Source organism: Cupriavidus sp. YR651, assembly GCF_900101625.1.
Taxonomy (GTDB): domain Bacteria; phylum Pseudomonadota; class Gammaproteobacteria; order Burkholderiales; family Burkholderiaceae; genus Cupriavidus.
The window spans coordinates 186,917-205,051 of record NZ_FMYZ01000001.1; the positions used below are offsets into that span (position 1 = coordinate 186,917).

An 18,135-nucleotide genomic window follows, 5' to 3' on the forward strand; every position below is an offset into this window, starting at 1 on the left:
GAGGCGAAGGGAGGTCGGGGCAGGCGGCCGCCGACATCGCTGGATGGGGTGCCGGCTGGCGGAAAGCCGCTATTGTACCTTGCCGGCGACCGCTTTTTGCATTGCGCAATGGGATGGAATCGGACACGGGCGTCGTGTCCGGCCTTCCTTGCGGGTTATGCGCGCAATCTTTGGTCGCAGCACCGTTTTGGTGCCCTATGATGCACTTTGGTTCGGCGCATCCGGAACAACGCCTTGCAGCACCCAGGCGGCGCCGAACCCACACTGGAAAGAGGACAGCGCTCCGCGCCGGTCAGAGCGACGTCGCCGACCGCGCGGCCTGCTCGTACAGGCCAGTCAGCACCCGCAGCAGCCGCGCCAGCTCGCCAATCTCCAGATTTTCCTCGCTGCCCTCGGTGAAATTGCTGGTCAGGCACTGCTCGCGGATCTCGCGATAGCGCGCGCAAGCCTCGGTACCGGCCTGGGTGGTCGCATAGGTGGCTTCCTTGCCCACGCGCTCGCCCGCCACGAGCCCCAGGCCCGCCAGCTTCTTGAGCGCGTACGTCACCAGGTGGGTGTCCTCCACGTTCAGCACGAAGCAGATATCGGCCAGCCGCTTGGCGCGGCCACGGTGGTTCACATGGTGCAGCACCAGCACATCGAGGAAGGTCAGGTCGCGCACTCCCGCCGCGCCCATGCAGCGCACGACCCAACGGCTGTAGGCGTTGTAAGCCGTGTTCAACCCGAATTCGAACTCGGACAATTCCGGGCTGCGCACGGACACCAGATGCGACGAGGACACGATGTTGACGCCCGCCGCACGAGCCAGCGAAGGGGCTGGCGATGAGGCGGACGACGGGGCTGGCGATGGGACTGGGGGGTGGGGGGCGGTCGATGCAGGCACGGCACCGGACGGGATCTGGACTGGCTTGCGTGCCATGAGAAAAGTCTCCTGTTGCTGGATATCAATGACCCGATTCGCGCGGCAAACGCCGGCGTGGCGCGGATGGCGATAGGTGAAAGCCCGAAGCGCCACCGGGCAATTTTGGCTTGACAGTTTATTGGCAAATTATGAGCATGAACACTTTAATTCACACAGGCAATGGGTGAAAGCGGCCTCATGTTGCGGCGCCTTTTCCCGTCTCCCGCCTGCGCACCCGCGACATGCTGCCTGACCTCGACACCCTGCACGCCGCCCTGCGCGCCGGCACCACCTGCCGCACCGACCTGATCGCCCAGGCTGCCGCCGCGGCCGCCAGCCCGGCCGGCAACGCGGTTTTCCTGCACCCGACCTTCGACGCCGCCAGCCAGGTGGCCCGCGCCGCCGATGCCGCGGCGCGCGCAGGCAAGCCGCTGCATCCGCTGGCGGGCCTGCCGGTGTCGATCAAGGACTTGTTCGATATGGCCGGCGAGGTCACCCGCGCCGGCTCCGCCGCACGGCACGATGCAGTGCCTGCCGCCGCCGACGCCACCGTGGTCGCCCGCCTGCGCGATGCGGGCGCGGCACTGGTCGGCCGCACCAACATGACCGAGTTCGCGTTCTCGGGCGTTGGCATCAATCCCCATTTCGGCACGCCGGTGAATCCGTGCGACACGGCCGTCGCACGCATCCCGGGCGGATCGTCGTCCGGCGCGGCGGTTTCCGTGGCAATCGGTGCCGCCGTGGCGGGTCTGGGCAGCGATACCGGCGGGTCGATCCGCATTCCAGCCGCACTGTGCGGCATCACCGGCTTCAAGCCCACGGCACGCCGCGTACCGCTTGCCGGCGCGTTCCCGCTGTCCTATACGCTGGACACCGCCTGCGCCATGGCCCGCACCTTGTCGGATTGCATCGCCGTCGACAGCGTGATCGCCGATGCGCCCGTCATCCCGCGCGTGACGGCGGCCGGGGCGATCCGGCTGGCGATCCCGCGCCAGTTGCTGCTGGACGATCTGGACGACGTCGTCGCGCGGGCCTTCGACCGCGCCATCGGCCGGCTGTCCGCCGCAGGCGTACGGATCGAACATATGGACCTGCCGGAGCTGAACGAACTGGCGGGCCTCAACGCGGCCGGCGGTTTCTCCGCGCCGGAGGCGTATGCCCACCATCGCGCGCTGATGGCCACGCATCGGGACCAGTACGATCCACGCGTGCTGGCACGTATCGAACGCGGTGCCGCGATGAGCGCCGCGGACTACATCGCCCTGCACCGTGCGCGGCTCGACTGGATCGCCCGCATGGAAGCCCGCCTGGCCTCGTTTGACGCCGTGGCCTGCCCCACGGTACCGATGGTCGCGCCCGCCATCGCGCCGCTCGTTGGTGACGATGCGCTGTTCTTCCGCACCAACGGCCTGCTCTTGCGCAATACCTCCGCATTCAATTTCCTCGATGGCTGCTCGGTCTCGATGCCGTGCCACGCGCCCGGCGAACTGCCGGTCGGCCTGATGCTGTCCCACGGCCCGATGCGCGACGCGCAGTTGCTGGGCACGGCCCTTGCATTGGAAACCATCGTCCAACCTTCACAGCGCGGCGGCTGAGCCACCGCCACGCCCGTGATCGCGGCTGCGACGCATGTCTCAAACATCTGAGACATGCGCGGCGGCCTCCAGGTAGTCCCAAACCCGCGCAGTCGGGCAGGCGCCCTTGCGCAACACCAGGAGAGATCGAGATGCGAGTCAAGGCAATGGCAGTCGCGGCGGCGGGCATGCTGCTGGTCGCCACGGCGGCACGGGCAGAAACCAAGTGGGACCTGCCCACGGGGTATCCGGCCACCAACCTCCACACGGAAAACCTGCAGCAGATGGCCAATGACGTCGAAAAGGCCACCGGCGGCAAGCTCAAGATCGTGCTGCACCCCAATGGCTCGCTGCTGAAGGCCAACGAGATCAAGCGCGGCGTGCAGACCGGCCAGGTGCAGATGGGCGAAATCCTGATGTCGACGCTGGCCAACGAGAACCCCGTGTTTGGCGTCGATGCCGTGCCGTTCCTGGCCACCAGCTACGGCGATTCGTACAAGCTCTGGCAGGCCTCGAAGCCCGTCACGGACAAGGTGCTGGACCGTCAGGGCATGAAGCTGCTCTACGCGGTGGCCTGGCCGCCGCAAGGCATCTACGCCAACAAGCCGCTCAACAGCGCCACCGACATGAAGGGCCTGAAGTGGCGCGCCTATAACCCCGCCACCTCCAAGATCGCCGAACTGGTCAGCGCGCAGCCGGTGACGATCCAGGCCGCCGACCTGGCGCAGGCGCTGGCCACGGGTACCGTCAACTCGTTCATGTCCTCAGGCGCCACCGGCGTGGACACCAAGGTATGGGAGTCCGTGAAGTACTTCTACACCGTGGATGCCTGGCTGCCGAAGAACATGCTGGTGGTCAGCAAGAAGGCCTTCGCCGCGCTCGACAAGCCCACGCAGGACGCGCTGCTCAAGGCCGTGGCCGATGCCGAGAAGCGCGGCTGGCAGGTTTCCGAGCAGAAGACCCGCGAGTATCTGGCCACGCTGTCGAAGAACGGCATGTCGGTGGCGCCGCCCTCCCCGCAACTGAAGACCGATATGCAGAAGGTTGGCCAGGTCATGGTGGACGAATGGGCGAAGAGCGCGGGCGACGACGGCAAGGCGATCCTCGACGCGTACAGGAAGTAAGCCTGTCCGCGGCCTGTTCGCAGCCAGTTCGCAGCCTGGTCGCCGCATCTCTCCGCACCGCGCACGCGGACGGCCACGGCCGTCTGCGCGCCGGGTCGCCCCGCCCTTTTCATTTCTTGGCTGTACGTAGCCCCCCAGAGGCACCATGGAAGCCCCCACCCCTCGCAAGCGCTGGCTGGACCACCTGCTCGATGTCTGCGCCGTGCTCGGCGCGCTTTGCATCCTCGCCGTCTGCATCGTGATGATTGCGATGTCGATCTCGCGCGAAACCAATATGACCTTCAAGGGCGGCGATGACATCGTCGCGTGGCTGTGCGCCGCGTCCGCCTTCCTGATTCTCGGCCAGACCTTCCAGCACGGCGGCATCGTCCGCGTGGAGATGCTGCTGGAAGCGGTGGGCCCGAAGCGCCGCTGGGTGCTGGAAGTCCTCTCGCTCACCATCTGCCTGGTGTTCTCCGGCTATGCCGCCTGGGCGCTCGGCACCTTCGCATGGCAGAGCTGGGACATCGGCGATGTGTCGCAGGGCCAGATCGTCATCCCGCTGTGGATTCCGCAGAGCTTCGCGGTGATTGGCGCCCTGGGGTTCCTGCTGGCCGTCGCCGACGAATGGCTGCGCGTGGTGCGCCGGCAGAAGCCCCGCTACCAGCTGGCGCAGGAAGCCAAGCTGGCCTCCGGTGATTTTGGGGAGACCGTCTGATGAGCACCGTACTCGTTGCCCTGATCCTTCTGGTGGTGATGATCATCTTCCTGGCGGTCGGCGCCTGGATTCCCGTGGCCATCGCCGTGACCTCGTGGGCCGGGCTGGTGATCTTCTCCGACCACGATGCGCTGGTGAACCTGGCCAACGCGTGGTGGTCGTCGAGCGCATCCTATACGCTCGCGTCGCTGCCGCTGTTTGTCTGGATGGGCGAGATCCTGTTCCGGACCAAGCTCTCCGAACAGATGTTCAACGGCCTGTCGCCCTGGCTCAACTGGCTGCCGGGCCGGCTGATGCACGTGAACATCCTCGGCTGCGGCATCTTCGGCTCGGTGTCGGGGTCGTCGGCCGCCACGTGCGCGACCATCGCCAAATCCGCCCTGCCCGAACTCACGCGGCGCGGCTACGACGAACGCATCACGCTCGGGTCGCTCTCCACGGCCGGCACGCTCGGCATCCTGATTCCGCCGTCGATCACCATGGTGGTCTATGCGGTCTCGGCCGATGTATCGATCATCCGCGTATTCCTGGCCGGCTTCCTGCCGGGCCTGCTGCTGATGCTGCTGTTCTCGGGCTATATCGTGGTCTGGGCGCTGATGAATCCGGAAAAGACGCCGGCTGCGGAAACCTATGGCTGGCGCGCGCGGCTGGCATCCATCCGCCAGCTCATGCCCTGCATCATCCTGATCGCGTTCATCACCTGGATCATGATGGCCGGCTACTCCACCGCCACGGAGGCCGCGGCCTACGGCGTGGTGGCGTCGCTCGCGCTGGCCTGGGCCGGCGGCTCGCTCACGCGCAAGGCATTCTGGGAAAGCCTGATGTCGGCCACGCGGCTGACCGCGATGATCATGTTCGTGCTGGGCGCCACCTCGTTCCTGTCCGTGACGATGAGCTTTACCGGCATCCCGCGCGCGCTGGCCGAATGGGTGGCGGCGCTGCACCTGTCGCCCTGGTCGCTGATCGCGGTGCTGACCATCATCTACATCCTGCTCGGCACGGCGCTCGACGGCATCTCGATGATCGCGCTGACCACGGCCACGGTCCTGCCGATGGTGCAGGCGGCCGGCTTCGATCTGGTATGGTTCGGCATCTTCATCGTACTGCTGGTGGAGATCGCCGAAGTCACGCCGCCGGTCGGCTTTAACCTGTTCGTGCTACAAAGCATGACCGGGAAGGACAGCAACTACATCGCCAGAGTGTCATTGCCGTTCTTCATGATGATGGTGGTCGCCATCGGCATCATCACCGTGTGGCCCACCGTGGTCACCTGGCTGCCGGACGTGGTGATGGCGAAGGAACTTAAATAGAGACAGCGGCGCGCCAACGAGCGCGCCGCAAACAGGCAGTACGTGGCCTGAAGGCAGACGGAAATACGGGATACGGGGATCGGGACGGCAGGCCAGAGGGGGTCATCCACAGGAAACACCACCAAGATGCACGTCATCGTCATCGGCGCCGGCGCAATCGGCGTCTGCTCCGCCTGGTACCTGCGCCAAGCGGGCTTCGAAGTCACCGTACTGGACCGGCGCGGCGCGCCCGCGCAGGAAGCCAGCTTCGGCAACGCAGGCGTCATCGCGCCCGGCTATGTCACGCCCTGGGCGGCCCCGGGCATGCCCCGCAAGATTCTTCACGCGCTGTTCCAGCGCGAGTCGCCGGTGCTGTTCCGCCCCAGCGCGGACCCCGCGATGTGGCGGTGGATCGCCCGCTGGCTGCGCGAATGCCATCCCGAACGCTACCGCGCCAACAAGCTGCGCATGCAGCGCGTGGCCTTCTACAGCCGCGAATGCCTGCACCGGTTGCGCGCGGAACTCGAGATCGAGTACGAGCAGTCGCGCGGCTACCTGCAACTGTTCCGCACGCAGCAGGACGTCGACATGGCCGCGCCCGCGCTGGCGTTGCTGCGCGAGAACAATGTGCCCCACGGGCTGATCGATGCCGGCGCTTGCCGCCAGCTTGAGCCGGGACTCGCCGACGATACGGCGCTGGCCGGCGGACTCCACCTGCCGGAGGACGAGTCGGGCAACTGCCCGATGTTCGTACGTCGCCTGCACCAGCTTGCCGACGCAGCCGGCGTGAAGTTCCGCTTCGAAACCAGCGTCGCCCGCCTGCGCGCCGGCAAGGAGGGTGGCCTGACGGTGGAGCTTGCCGCGCCAGGCCGTGGCGCCACGGCGGAAACGCTGAGCGCGGACCGTGTGCTGATGGCCGCCGGCGTCGGCAGCGCGGCGCTGCTGCGCCCGCTGGGGCTGCGCGTGCCGCTGTACCCGGTCAAGGGCTACTCCGCGACGGTGATGGTGCGCGACGAACTGCAGGCCCCCCTTGGCGCGCTGATGGACGAGTCGTTCAAGGTGGCCATCACGCGCATGGGCAACCGGCTGCGTGTGGCCGGAACGGCGGAACTGGGCTCGCGCCGGCTGGACCTGCGGCCGGCCGCCCTGCGCACGCTGATCAGGGTGGCGCGCGACTGGTTTCCCGTGGCCGGCCACTACAACGAAGCCACGCTCTGGGCTGGCGCCCGACCGATGCTGCCCGACGGACCGCCGCTGATCGGGGCGACCAGCGTGCCGGGCCTGTTCCTGAACCTTGGCCACGGCTCGACGGGCTGGGCGATGAGTTGCGGATCGGGCAAAATTGCGGCCGACCAGATCGCTGCCAGCGCGGGACAGGGCGACGGGCCTGCCATCGACATGGAAGGCCTGACCCCGGCGCGCTACGGGCTGGCGCCTGACTGACCCCGACATGAACGCCACCGCCTCTTCGCCCCCTTCGTCCCCTGCGTCCCCTGCGTCCCCTGCACCGCGACCCGCCGCACCCACCGAGCCTGCATGGCTGCCACTCGACGCGACCGGCGCCAACGCAACCCCGCTCCATGATGTGGCGACGATCCGTCGGATCGAGCAGGCCGGACTGGCGGCATTGCCCCCCTTCACGCTGATGGCCCGCGCCGGCGCGGCTGCCGCCGACTGGGTGGCGCAGCACGTGCCGGCAGGACGCATCCTCTTCCTGGCCGGACCGGGCAACAATGGCGGCGACGCACTGGTTGCGGCCACGCGGCTGCACCAGGCAGGCCGCAAGGTGGAAGCGTGGCTGACCGCCGAGCCGGACCGCCTGCCCGCCGATGCGGCACGGGCCTGGCTGGAGGCGCGCACGGCCGGTGTTCCCTTGATGTCCTTGCCGCCGGACGCCAACACGACGCTGCCGCCCTGGCCCGCCGCGAGTACGGCAATCGTCGACGGACTGCTTGGCATCGGCCTGAATCGCGCGGCGGACGGCGCCGTCGCCCGCTGGATCGACCATCTGAACGCCTCCGGGCTGCCGGTATTCGCGCTCGATATCCCGAGCGGCCTGTTTGCCGATACCGGCGCCGGGCAGCCTGCCGTGCGCGCCCGGCGCACACTGACCTTCCTGGCCGCCAAGCCCGGCCTGCTGACGCTGGATGGTCGCGACTGCGCGGGCGAGATCGACATCGCGCCGCTCGGCCTGCCCTATCCGCCGACGGAAGCGGCCGTGGCCTGCGTCAACCAGCCAGTTGGTTTCCTGCAGGCTTTGCCGGCACGACAGCACGCCGCGAACAAGGGCCACTTCGGGTCTCTGGCCGTGATCGGCGGCAGTCTTGGCATGACCGGGGCGCCGCTGCTCGGCGCGCGCGCTGGCCTCTATCTCGGCGCGGGCCGCGTCCACGTGGGTTTCCTCGCCCAGCCCGCGCCCGTGATCGACCCGGTGCACCCGGAACTGATGCTGCATCCGGTGGCGGAGATCGCCTTCGACGCGATGACCGCGGTTGTGGCCGGCCCTGGCATGGGCACTGGCGCGGCCGCGCGCAAGCAACTGAGCCTGTTGATCGACGCGTGCGCCAATGCGGCCTCGCGGCCGCCGCTGGTGATCGATGCCGACGCGCTCAACCTGCTGGCGTCGGACGCCGCGCTGGCGCAGGCGTTGCGCGATAGCGGGCTCGCCCATGTGATGACCCCGCATCCGCTCGAAGCCGCCCGCCTGATGGGCTGCGCCGTCGCGGAGATCCAGCGCGACCGGCTGGCGGCCGCCGCCGCGCTGGCCACGGCATGGCGGGCCACCATCGTGCTGAAGGGATCGGGCACCGTGATCGCCGATGCCGATGGCACGCCAATGGCGATCAACCCGACTGGCAATGCCGCGCTGGCGACGGCTGGCACGGGCGACGTACTGGCTGGCATGATCGGCGCCTTCCTCGCGCAGGGCATGCCCGTGCCGGCGGCCGCACGCGCGGCGGTGTGGATCCACGGCCGCGCGGCCGACCGGCTCGTCGCAAGCGGCACCGGCCCGGCCGGGATGACGGCCAGCGAGCTCTGCCTGCCTGCGCGCGAGGTGCTCAACACATTGCTGCGAGGCGCCGCGGCATGACTCAGGCCGCCTCGATCGTTACCACCGAAGATCCGCGCCGCCGCCTGCTGACCGGCATTGCGCTGCTGGTCATAGGCCAATGGATCCTGAGCCTGCTTGACGCCACCGGCAAGACGCTGACGCAGCAGGGCCTGCCCGTGGTCGCCGTGGCGTGGGTGCGCTACCTCGGCCATGTGGCCGCGATTTTCCTGCTGCTGGGGCCGGCGCGATGGCAGCAGCAGTCGCGCCCCGCGCAGCCGCGGCTGCAATGGTTGCGGGGCGGGCTGATGCTGGCATCGACGCTGGTCTTCTTCAGCGTGCTGCGGCTGATGCCGCTGGCGCAGGCCACCGCCCTCAACTTCTGCGCGCCGCTGTTCGTGGTGGCGATGTCGCCATGGCTGCTGGGCGAGCGTCCCGGCCCGCACGCGCGCTGGACCCGCTGGATCGGTGTAGGCATCGGCTTTGCGGGCATGCTTGTGGTGGTACGGCCGGGCGGCGAGCTGAGCCCGCTGGGCGTTGGCCTCGGCCTGTTGTCCGCGCTGCTGTTCGCGCTGCTGCAGATGCTGACGCGCCGCATCGCCGCCCATGACGCACCGATGACCACGCTGATCCAGAGCGGCGTGACGGGGGCGGCGCTGACCACGTTGCTCGTGCCCTTCTTCTGGTTCGAAGCCGTGCCGACGCTGCTGCAATGCGCGCTGCTGCTGTCCGCCGGGATCACGGGATCGCTCGGCCACTATTTTGTGATCCGTGCGTTCCAGTACGCCGACGCCTCCTTCCTGAGTCCTTTCCTGTACTTGCAGATCCTCTCGGCCACCGCCGTCGGTTACTTCGCATTCGGACAATTGCCGGACTGGACCACCGCGCTAGGCATCGCCGTGATCTGTGCTGGCGGTGTGTGCGTGGCAGGCGGCGAGCCCGTGCTGCGCGCCGTCGCCGCCCGGTTGTCCGCACGCGGCCGCCCGCGCACTTGAGCTGTCACGTCGGACAACGACCGATAGGGCTGGCGATCCGCGCCTGCTAAGGTGGTATGTGGTTGCCCGCCGGCGATCAGAAATGCTTACAAAAGCTGTGCGACTTCGCGCATTTGTCATCACACGCCGGCGGTATACTTGCCTTGGCCCGTTTGACGGGCCTTCGCCCCTGAACTACAGAAGACCGCATGCCGACTGACCTCCACGCCTGGGACGCCCTCCGCCAACACCTCGATGCCATTCGCGATACGCCGATGCGCGAGTGGTTTGCCGACGCCGATGCCGGGCGACGGGTCGAGGACTTCTCGCTGGAAGCCGCCGGCCTGTACCTGGACTACTCCAAGAACCGCATCACGTCCGAGACCTTCGCGCTGCTCATGAAGCTCGCCGAGGAAGCCGGCGTGAGCCAGCGCCGCGACGCCATGTTCGCGGGCGAGCATATCAACGCCACCGAGGACCGGGCCGCCCTGCATGTGGCCCTGCGCGCGCTGCCTGATGCGCCGTTCAAGGTTGATGGCACGTCGGTCATGCCAGGCATCCACGACGTGCTGCGCCGGATGCAGGATTTTTGCGAACGCGTGCGCAGCGGCGCATGGACCGGATCGACCGGTCACGCCATCACCGACATCGTCAATATCGGCATCGGCGGTTCGGACCTCGGCCCGCGCATGGTCTGCCGCGCGCTGGCGCATCTGGCCGATCCCGCAGGCCCACGCATGCATTTCGTTTCCAACGTGGACGGCACCGAGCTGGCCGAAACGCTGGTGCGCCTGGACCCGGCCCGCACGCTGGTGATCGTCTGCTCCAAGACGTTCACCACGCTCGAGACGATGGCCAACGCCTGCAGCGCGCGGGACTGGTTCCTGCGCAACGGCGTCGCCACGAGCCAGCTCGCACGGCATTTCGTGGCGGTATCGACCAATCGCGAAGCCGTGACTGACTTCGGCATCGATCCCGCCAATATGTTCGAATTCTGGGACTGGATCGGTGGCCGCTTCTCGCTGTGGTCGTCAGTGGGCCTGTCGATCGCGCTCGCCGTGGGGTTCGATGCGTTCGAGGACTTGCTGCTTGGCGCCCGTGCCATGGACGAGCACTTCCGCACCGCCCCGCTGGCGCGCAACATGCCGGTGGTCATGGGCATGCTCGGCATCTGGTACCGCAACTTCCACGGCATGCCGACGAGCTGCATGGCGCCGTATTCAACGTCGCTCGAGCTGTTTCCCGCCTTCCTGCAGCAACTGGAAATGGAGAGCAACGGCAAGTCCGTGCAACTCGACGGCAAGGCTGTGCGCGCGCACACGTCGCCGGTGGTCTGGGGCACGGCCGGCACCAATGGACAACACGCCTACTTCCAGATGATTCACCAGGGCTCGCAGATCGTGCCGGTGGATTTCGTCGCGCCACTGGTGCCGCCGCGCGAACTGCCCGGCCACCACGCCAAGCTGCTGGCCAACTGTTTTGCGCAGGGCGAGGCGCTGATGCGCGGCCGCAGCGTGGAAGAGCTCCGCGCCGCCGGCATCACGGATGAGGCGCGCATCCCGCACATGGTGTTCGACGGCAACCGGCCGAGCAACACCCTGCTGATGGAAGACCTGACGCCCCACGTACTCGGCGCGCTGATCGCGCTGTACGAGCACCGCACGTTCGTGCAAGGCGTGGTCTGGAATATCAATTCGTTCGATCAATGGGGTGTGGAGCTGGGCAAGATCCTGGCGCGCCCGATCGAGGCCGAACTCAATGGCAGCGCGACGGCTACCCACGACGCATCGACCCGCTCGCTGATCGCCCGCGCGCGGCGCGTGCTGTCGCGCGCCTGAGCTGCTTTACACCTCGGTGCCCATCCATTCGTCGCTGGCCACCCGGCCGGCGTCGATGGTGAGGATGCGCGCGCAACGCGCCGCCACGGAGCGGTCATGCGTCACGAGTACCAGCGTCGATCCCGCGTCGCGGTTCAGTTCAAACATCAGCGCAATCACGGCTTCGCCGGTGGCGGTATCCAGGCTGCCAGTCGGCTCGTCCGCAAACAGGATATCCGGCCGCGCCACGAATGCCCGTGCCAGGGCCACGCGCTGCTGCTCGCCGCCCGACAGCGTGCGCGGATAGTGCGACAGCCGCTTGCCCAGCCCCACGCGCTCCAGCATCTCGGCGGCGCGCTCGCGCACGCGGTCCGTCTCGCCGCGGAGTTCCAGCGGCAGCATCACATTCTCCAGCGCCGTCAGATGCCCCACCAGCTGGAACGACTGGAACACAAAGCCGACATGGCGGCCGCGCAGTGCGGCACGCTGGTCTTCATCCAGCGTGAACAGATCCTGCCCATGCAACCTGACGGCGCCGGTGCTCGGCAGATCCAGCCCGGCCAACAGGCCCAGCAACGTGGACTTGCCCGATCCGGATGCGCCGACAATGGCCAGCGTTTCGCCAGGCGTGACGGAAAACGAGACGTCATGCAAAATCGTCAGCGAACCCGTCGTGTCGGCTACGGTCTTTCCGAGTGACTCGACAGCGAGAATGGAAGAAGACATGAGCAAGTGGATTGGATACGGTTGGCGCCACAAGGCGCTGGTGGCGTGCGGTGCGATACTGGCCACGGTGGCGCTGACGGCGGCCCTGGCCCCGGACGTGATGGCACAGGGATCGGCGCAGGCAGCCAACAGGCCTGCAGTGGCCACCACGCCGGCGGTACTGGTGCTCGGCGACAGCCTGTCCGCCGAATACGGCATCGCCCGCGGCACGGGTTGGGTCAGCCTGCTGCAGGATCGCCTGCGCACGGAGCGGTTCGATTATAGCGTCGTCAATGCCAGCATCAGCGGCGAGACCACCATCGGCGGCAAGACGCGCCTGCCCGACCTGCTGAAGCGCCACAAGCCCGCCATCGTGGTCGTGGAACTCGGCGCCAATGATGGCTTGCGCGGCCTGCCGCTCCCGTCGATCGAATCGAACTTGCGCAGCATTCTCAACGATGCCCAGAAGGCCGGCGCCGGCGTGCTGCTGGTTGGCATGCGAATCCCTCCCAATTTCGGGCAGGACTACACCGAACGCTTCTTTGCGCTGTATCCCAAGCTGGCCACGGAATATCGCGCTGGCCTGGTGCCATTCTTCCTCGACAAGGTCATCACGCGGCCCGACTGGTTTCAGGACGATCGGATCCATCCGACGTCGGCCGCCCAGCTCACGCTGCTCGACAATGTCTGGCCGCAACTGAAACCGTTGCTGAAGACCCACCCGAAGCCACGCTGAGCATGCGCCGCGGGCGCAGCCGCATCGCGCACGGATATAGCAACGGGTATCGCTAGTACAGCGCTATTGCGACGCAAACACCGTGCAAATGCGGTTGCAGACGCGGTGCAAACAAAAAGCCCCTGCGGTCATAGACCTGCAGGGGCTTTTTGCTGGCTGGCGCCATTCCGGCTGACATCAGGCCGGCTTGATTTCCATCGCTTACTTCGCGGCGGCCTCGCTGGCCGGGGCGGCATCGGCCGCCACCGCCGGACGCAGGATCTTGACCTTGGCCCGCGCCTTCAGCGCTTCGTAGTAGGCGCCGAGTTCGGTTTGTCCCGCGAGCTGGCTCAGCTGCTGGGACTCGGCCTGGCGCTGGCCGGCGTTCGCTTGCGGCGGCGTGCTGACCTTCGCGATGCGATAGATCCCGTAACCCTCGGCACCCAGGTCCACGCCCACCACCGACGGCAGCTTGGTCGAATCGGCACGCATGATCGCTTCCACGGCCTTCGGCGAAACACCGTCCGCCTTGGTGCGCGACACGACGATGGTCGGGCCGAAACCCTCCGCACTGCCGCTCTTCTTCAGCGCCTCCAGGCGCGCCTCGCCATCCTTGCGGGCCAGCTCGGCCGCCTGCTGGGCAACATAGGCCTGACGCACCTGCGCTTCCACATCCTCGAACTTGCGGGGCGTGGCCGGGCGATAGTCCGCGATGCGGGCCGCGACCAACGTGGTCGGACCGACCTGGACGGCCTCGGTATTGCGCTTGTTCTTGATGGCGTCGTCGCTGAACAGTGCCTTGAGCAACTTCTCGTTATTCAGCGGGTTCTCGGCGCCCAGGGCCGGATTCGGCTGGCGGGTCACGTTGTCCGCGGTCTGGATCGTCAGCTTGAACTTGTCGGCGGCCGCCTTGAGGCTGTCGGACTGTTCGTAGACGGTGTTGCCGAAGGCATCGGCCAGTTCCGCGTACTTCTTGCCGGCCAGCTGCTTCTTGAGTTCGGCTTCCAGTTCCGGGCGCACGGCATCGAGCGACTGCGTTTCCGCCGGCTTGAGGCCCGTCAGCTTGATGATGTGGTAGCCGTAGTCGGTTTCCACCACGTCGCTGATCTGGCCGTCCTTGAGCGCATACATCGCGTCCTCGAACGGCTTGACCAGTGCTCCGCGCCCCATGAAGCCAAGGTCACCGCCCTTGTCAGCCGAACCCGGGTCTTGCGAATTCTTCTTGGCCACATCGGCGAACGTCTCCGGATGCTTGCGCAGGTCCGCCAGCAGCTTCTCGGCCTTTTCCTTCGCCGCCTTGCGATCGGCGTCCTTGCCATCCTTCGGGGCGGCAATGAGGATGTGGCTGGCACGACGTTGCTCTTCGGTACGGAAGCGCGCGATGTTGCTGTCGTAGAAGGACTTCAGCTCTTCCGGCGTCACGGTCTGGCTGGCGGCCAGCGCATCGCCCGACAGCACCAGATACTCGACCTTGGCCTGCTCGGGCGTGGTGTACGTCGAGAGGTGCGCATCGTAGTAGGCCTTCAGCGCGGCGGGCTCGACCTTGACCTTCGACGTGAAGTCGGCGGGCTTGATCACCAGTGCCTGCACATCGCGCTGCTGGTCGCGGATGGCGATCAGGCGGTCAAGCAGGGACTTGGGCATGAATGCCGTCGTGCCAATGGCGCCACCCAACTGCTGCGTGGCCAGTTCAAAGCGCAGCCGCGCATCGAACTGCTCGGGCGTCATGCCTTGTGATGCCAGCAACTGGATGTAGGCCTTTTCGTCGAGCTTGCCATCGGCGGTTTTCAGCTGGGCAATCGCCGGGATGTTCTGAATGGCCGCTGCGACCTGCGCGTCGGAGACCGTCAGGTGCTTCTCCGTGGTGGCGTTGGAAACCACGCGCTGCAGGATCAGTTGATCCAGCACGGCCTGGCGTGCCGCACCGCCCTCGAACATGCGCGGATCGTAGTTGTTACCCAGCATCTGGCGCATGCGCTCGCTCTGGTCCCGCACCACGTTGTCGACTTCCTGCACGGAGATCGCGCGACCGTCCACTTTGGCCGCGTCGTGCGAGCTGTCCATGAAGCGCGAGTAGCTCTCGACACCGAAGAACACGAACGACGGGAAGACAAGCACCAGCAGCAGCAGAAGCATCAGGCGCCGGTTGTTGCGTACGAAATCAAGCATGCTGATTCGGGTAAGGGGTTGGCACGAAGGACAAACTTCGCGATTCTAGCAGGAGCCGGCCGCTACACCGCGATTTGCTGACGCGCGGACGTCACGTTGCGGGCGGAGAACAAAAACCACGGGAATGCGAAGACGGCAGGCGCGAAAACAAAAATGCCCGCTGACGCGGGCATTTTTTGTATCTGGCGGAGTGGACGGGACTCGAACCCGCGACCCCCGGCGTGACAGGCCGGTATTCTAACCGACTGAACTACCACTCCTGTGTCGGTACCTGCCGGGAAAAACATTGCCTGGAGCGCGATGGTGAAGTGGTGGGTGCTGAGGGGCTCGAACCCCCGACCTACGCCTTGTAAGGGCGCCGCTCTACCAACTGAGCTAAGCACCCACTAGACCATCGCAGGCATCGCCTGCAGGATTTAACTCGCTTCGCACGACTCGGCAGTTACTGCTGTTTGCCGCTGTTTGCGTTGCGAGGCCGCGATTGTAATACGAGACTTTTCGGTTTGCCAAGCGTTGATTGCAACAATCTTGCTGTCTCCGCGCAGGTCCCGTGCGGGATCCGCGCGGGTGCTTCGCAATGGCCTTTCCGGTCGGCCACAAAAACAAAAACGCCGCGGGTGTGACCCCGCGGCGTTCTGGTCATCGCAAGCGACGATCAGTGATGAATCATCTCGACCTTGGCCGTGGCCTTGTCCGCCACCTCGGCGGGCTTGGCCTCTTCCTCGGCCAGCGGCTCGGGCTTGCGCTCGAGTGCCAGCTCCAGCACCTTGTCGATCCAGCGGACCGGCACGATCTCGATGGCATTCTTCACGTTGTCAGGAATCTCGGCGAGATCCTTGACGTTCTCCTCGGGGATCAGCACCAGCTTGATGCCGCCACGATGGGCCGCCAGCAGCTTCTCCTTGAGGCCACCGATCGGCAGCACTTCACCACGCAGCGTGATCTCGCCGGTCATGGCGACGTCCGCCCGCACCGGGATGCCGGTCAGCACCGACACCAGCGCCGTCGTCATCGCACCACCCGCGGACGGACCGTCCTTGGGCGTTGCGCCTTCGGGCACGTGGATGTGGATGTCGCGCTTCTCGAACATCTCATCCGCAATACCCAGGCGACGCGCCCGCGAGCGCACCACCGATCGCGCTGCCTCGACCGATTCCTTCATCACGTCGCCCAGCGAACCGGTGCGGGTAATGTTGCCCTTGCCGGGCATGATCGCGGCTTCGATCGTCAGCAGGTCGCCGCCAACTTCGGTCCACGCCAGACCGGTCACCTGACCCACCTGGTTTTCCTTGCCGGCCAGACCGAAGTCGTACTTGCGTACGCCCAAGAACTTGTCCAGGTTTTCCGAATCGACCTTCACCGCGCCAGACTCCTTCTTCAGGAGCAGCAGCTTGACCACCTTGCGGGCAATCTTGGACACCTCGCGTTCCAGCGACCGCACGCCAGCTTCACGCGTGTAGTAGCGGATGATGTCGCGGATTGCAGCCTCGCTGACGTCGATTTCACCGACCTTGAGGCCGTTGTTCTTGATCTGCTTCGGCAACAGGTAGCGCGTGGCGATGTTGACCTTTTCTTCCTCGGTGTAGCCCGACAGGCGGATCACTTCCATCCGGTCCAGCAGCGGCGGCGGAATGTTCAGCGAGTTAGACGTCGCCACGAACATCACGTCCGACAGGTCGAAGTCCACTTCGATGTAGTGGTCCTGGAACGTGTGGTTCTGTTCCGGGTCCAGCACCTCGAGCAGTGCCGACGACGGGTCGCCACGGAAATCCATGCCCATCTTGTCGATTTCATCGAGCAGGAAGAGCGGATTGCGCACGCCGACCTTGGACAGGCTCTGCAGGATCTTGCCCGGCATGGAGCCAATGTAGGTCCTGCGGTGGCCGCGGATCTCGGCCTCGTCCCGTACGCCGCCCAGTGCCATGCGCACGAACTTGCGGTTCGTGGCGCGCGCCACCGACTGGCCGAGAGAGGTCTTGCCCACGCCGGGAGGCCCCACCAGGCACAGGATCGGCGCCTTCACCTTGTCCACGCGCTGTTGCACCGCGAGGTACTCGAGAATGCGTTCCTTGACCTTTTCCAGGCCGTAGTGGTCTTCGTCCAGCACGCGCTCGGCATTGGCCAGGTCGTTGTTGACCTTGCTCTTCTTGCGCCACGGCAGGTTGACCAGCGTGTCGATGTAGTTACGCACGACGGTCGCTTCGGCCGACATCGGGGACATCAGCTTGAGCTTCTTGAACTCGGCGTCAGCCTTTTTCTTGGCTTCCTTGGGCATGCGCGCAGCCTTGATGCGCTTGTCCAGTTCCTCGAGGTCGGCACCTTCCTCGCCCTCGCCCAGTTCCTTCTGGATGGCCTTGACCTGCTCGTTCAGGTAGTACTCGCGCTGGCTCTTCTCCATCTGGCGCTTGACGCGGCCACGGATGCGCTTTTCCACCTGCAGGATGTCGATCTCGCCTTCCAGCTGCGACAGCAGGCTCTCCAGGCGCTCGGTCACATTGACCATCTCCAGGATCTTCTGCTTCTGCTCGAGCTTGATGGGCAGGTGCGCGGCGATGGTATCGGCCAGGCGACCAGCCTCGTCGATGCCCGACAGCGAAGTCAGGATCTCGGGCGGGATCTTCTTGTTCAGCTTCACATACTGGTCGAACTGCGACACGATGGCGCGACGCAGGGCCTCGGTTTCGGCAGATTCGGCCGCTGCGGGCGGCACAGGCACGGCTTCACACATGAAGTGCGAATCGTCCTCGCTGACCTCGGTGATATTTGCGCGCTGGGTGCCTTCCACGAGCACCTTCACGGTGCCGTCGGGCAACTTCAGCATTTGCAGGATATTGGCGATGCAGCCGACCTCGTACAGGTCGTCAGCAGTCGGCTCGTCCTTGGCAGCCGTCTTCTGAGCCACGAGCATGATGCTCTTGCCCGACTCCATCGCAGTCTCAAGCGCCTTGATGGACTTCGGGCGACCCACGAACAGCGGGATCACCATGTGCGGAAACACCACCACGTCGCGCAGCGGCAACAGTGGGAGGCGAATCGGCTCAGCCGGGAGGAGTTGTGTTCCGGACATCATTTTCCCCAGTCAGTCATTTAAGGCGTAAATAGGGTCACGCGAATCGATTGC

General features: G+C 66.2%; 13 protein-coding genes and 2 tRNA genes. 9 read left to right on the forward strand and 6 right to left on the reverse strand.

Annotation, left to right across the window (positions count from 1 at the left end; translation table 11 throughout):
• Positions 1-292: 292 nt before the first annotated feature.
• Positions 293-919 (reverse strand): winged helix DNA-binding protein, encoded by a 627-nt coding sequence (locus BLR29_RS00825; RefSeq protein WP_092133837.1) that lies wholly within the window; start codon positions 917-919, stop codon positions 293-295.
• Between the two features lie 224 nt (positions 920-1,143).
• Here BLR29_RS00825 and BLR29_RS00830 point away from each other — a divergent pair, with 224 nt between their 5' ends.
• From BLR29_RS00830 to pgi, 8 genes are all read left to right on the forward strand, one after another.
• Positions 1,144-2,496, forward strand: coding sequence for an amidase (locus BLR29_RS00830; protein ID WP_092133839.1), 1,353 nt, complete (start codon positions 1,144-1,146; stop codon positions 2,494-2,496).
• Between the two features lie 131 nt (positions 2,497-2,627).
• On the forward strand, positions 2,628-3,599 hold the full coding sequence (locus BLR29_RS00835) for a TRAP transporter substrate-binding protein (protein ID WP_092133841.1): 972 nt from the start codon (positions 2,628-2,630) through the stop codon (positions 3,597-3,599).
• A gap of 145 nt (positions 3,600-3,744) precedes the next feature.
• Complete coding sequence (locus BLR29_RS00840) at positions 3,745-4,296, forward strand: TRAP transporter small permease subunit (RefSeq protein ID WP_092133843.1); 552 nt, start codon at positions 3,745-3,747, stop codon at positions 4,294-4,296.
• A complete protein-coding gene (locus BLR29_RS00845; RefSeq protein ID WP_092133845.1) occupies positions 4,296-5,606 on the forward strand; it encodes a TRAP transporter large permease in 1,311 nt (436 codons plus the stop codon). Before BLR29_RS00840 ends, BLR29_RS00845 begins: the two co-directional genes overlap by 1 nt.
• A gap of 126 nt (positions 5,607-5,732) precedes the next feature.
• Positions 5,733-7,028 carry a D-amino acid dehydrogenase gene (locus tag BLR29_RS00850; protein WP_092133847.1) on the forward strand — a complete coding sequence of 432 codons (1,296 nt, stop codon included), beginning with the start codon at positions 5,733-5,735 and terminating at the stop codon, positions 7,026-7,028.
• A gap of 7 nt (positions 7,029-7,035) precedes the next feature.
• Positions 7,036-8,676: an NAD(P)H-hydrate dehydratase gene (locus BLR29_RS00855; RefSeq protein ID WP_092133849.1), complete on the forward strand. Its 1,641-nt coding sequence runs from the start codon at positions 7,036-7,038 to the stop codon at positions 8,674-8,676.
• Positions 8,673-9,629: a DMT family transporter gene (locus tag BLR29_RS00860; protein ID WP_092133851.1), complete on the forward strand. Its 957-nt coding sequence runs from the start codon at positions 8,673-8,675 to the stop codon at positions 9,627-9,629. The genes BLR29_RS00855 and BLR29_RS00860 overlap by 4 nt, the downstream gene beginning before the upstream one ends.
• 188 nt (positions 9,630-9,817) lie before the next feature.
• Positions 9,818-11,446: a glucose-6-phosphate isomerase gene (gene pgi, locus BLR29_RS00865; RefSeq protein ID WP_092133853.1), complete on the forward strand. Its 1,629-nt coding sequence runs from the start codon at positions 9,818-9,820 to the stop codon at positions 11,444-11,446.
• 6 nt (positions 11,447-11,452) lie between these two features.
• Here the strand turns inward: pgi and BLR29_RS00870 are convergent, their stop codons facing one another.
• Positions 11,453-12,151 carry an ABC transporter ATP-binding protein gene (locus tag BLR29_RS00870; RefSeq protein WP_092133855.1) on the reverse strand — a complete coding sequence of 233 codons (699 nt, stop codon included), beginning with the start codon at positions 12,149-12,151 and terminating at the stop codon, positions 11,453-11,455.
• A 100-nt stretch (positions 12,152-12,251) separates the two neighbouring features.
• Between BLR29_RS00870 and BLR29_RS00875 the strand changes: the two genes are divergently transcribed.
• On the forward strand, positions 12,252-12,866 hold the full coding sequence (locus BLR29_RS00875) for an arylesterase (RefSeq protein ID WP_255371098.1): 615 nt from the start codon (positions 12,252-12,254) through the stop codon (positions 12,864-12,866).
• A 201-nt stretch (positions 12,867-13,067) separates the two neighbouring features.
• On the opposite strand, the gene BLR29_RS00880 is transcribed toward BLR29_RS00875, so the two are convergent.
• From BLR29_RS00880 to lon, 4 genes are all read right to left on the reverse strand, one after another.
• Entirely contained in the window at positions 13,068-15,014 is a 1,947-nt protein-coding gene (locus BLR29_RS00880) for a SurA N-terminal domain-containing protein (protein WP_092133860.1), read from the reverse strand.
• Between the two features lie 183 nt (positions 15,015-15,197).
• Positions 15,198-15,274 (reverse strand) — tRNA-Asp (locus tag BLR29_RS00885).
• A gap of 49 nt (positions 15,275-15,323) precedes the next feature.
• Positions 15,324-15,399, reverse strand: a tRNA-Val gene (locus tag BLR29_RS00890).
• Between the two features lie 270 nt (positions 15,400-15,669).
• Positions 15,670-18,081 (reverse strand): endopeptidase La, encoded by a 2,412-nt coding sequence (gene lon, locus BLR29_RS00895; protein ID WP_092133861.1) that lies wholly within the window; start codon positions 18,079-18,081, stop codon positions 15,670-15,672.
• Positions 18,082-18,135: the final 54 nt, after the last annotated feature.

Excerpts from the sequence above, each read along its gene's own strand:
- BLR29_RS00825 (WP_092133837.1), bottom strand. The coding sequence starts at position 919 with ATGGCACGCAAGCCAGTCCAGATCCCGTCCGGTGCCGTGCCTGCATCG.
- BLR29_RS00830 (WP_092133839.1), top strand. The coding sequence starts at position 1,144 with ATGCTGCCTGACCTCGACACCCTGCACGCCGCCCTGCGCGCCGGCACC.
- BLR29_RS00835 (WP_092133841.1), top strand. The coding sequence starts at position 2,628 with ATGCGAGTCAAGGCAATGGCAGTCGCGGCGGCGGGCATGCTGCTGGTC.
- BLR29_RS00840 (WP_092133843.1), top strand. The coding sequence starts at position 3,745 with ATGGAAGCCCCCACCCCTCGCAAGCGCTGGCTGGACCACCTGCTCGAT.
- BLR29_RS00845 (WP_092133845.1), top strand. The coding sequence starts at position 4,296 with ATGAGCACCGTACTCGTTGCCCTGATCCTTCTGGTGGTGATGATCATC.
- BLR29_RS00850 (WP_092133847.1), top strand. The coding sequence starts at position 5,733 with ATGCACGTCATCGTCATCGGCGCCGGCGCAATCGGCGTCTGCTCCGCC.
- BLR29_RS00855 (WP_092133849.1), top strand. The coding sequence starts at position 7,036 with ATGAACGCCACCGCCTCTTCGCCCCCTTCGTCCCCTGCGTCCCCTGCG.
- BLR29_RS00860 (WP_092133851.1), top strand. The coding sequence starts at position 8,673 with ATGACTCAGGCCGCCTCGATCGTTACCACCGAAGATCCGCGCCGCCGC.
- pgi (WP_092133853.1), top strand. The coding sequence starts at position 9,818 with ATGCCGACTGACCTCCACGCCTGGGACGCCCTCCGCCAACACCTCGAT.
- BLR29_RS00870 (WP_092133855.1), bottom strand. The coding sequence starts at position 12,151 with ATGTCTTCTTCCATTCTCGCTGTCGAGTCACTCGGAAAGACCGTAGCC.
- BLR29_RS00875 (WP_255371098.1), top strand. The coding sequence starts at position 12,252 with ATGGCACAGGGATCGGCGCAGGCAGCCAACAGGCCTGCAGTGGCCACC.
- BLR29_RS00880 (WP_092133860.1), bottom strand. The coding sequence starts at position 15,014 with ATGCTTGATTTCGTACGCAACAACCGGCGCCTGATGCTTCTGCTGCTG.
- lon (WP_092133861.1), bottom strand. The coding sequence starts at position 18,081 with ATGTCCGGAACACAACTCCTCCCGGCTGAGCCGATTCGCCTCCCACTG.